The following is a 255-nucleotide window of genomic DNA, read 5'->3' as shown; positions in this document are numbered from 1 at the left end:
CTACCTGACTAGTTCATTTTGTTGTTTCGACTTGATACGGTGGCGCCCATCAATAAACGATGGAGAACGCAAATGCCACTCATTATCGCGAGTAGGTTGTGCGACTTGCCGCTCGAACTTCGTGATGAACTCGGTGCGTTCCGGTACGACGTGTTCGTGCGCCGCCTCGGCTGGTCCCTACCCGATGTTAAGGAAAATGAAACCATGGAATGGGATCACTTCGATGGCGAAAACACCATTCAGGTTGTTGAACGC

The 255-nt window shown here is 51.0% G+C and carries 1 pseudogene; it reads left to right on the top strand.

Annotated features, from left to right (window positions below):
* Positions 1-72 precede the first annotated feature (72 nt).
* Positions 73-255, top strand: a pseudogene (locus SB689_RS23625) (hypothetical protein); the annotation flags it as partial.

Origin of the sequence: Chryseobacterium sp. SIMBA_038, assembly GCF_046535115.1 — a bacterium.
Lineage (GTDB): Bacteria > Bacteroidota > Bacteroidia > Flavobacteriales > Weeksellaceae > Chryseobacterium.
This window is presented reverse-complemented; position numbering and strand designations above follow the sequence as displayed.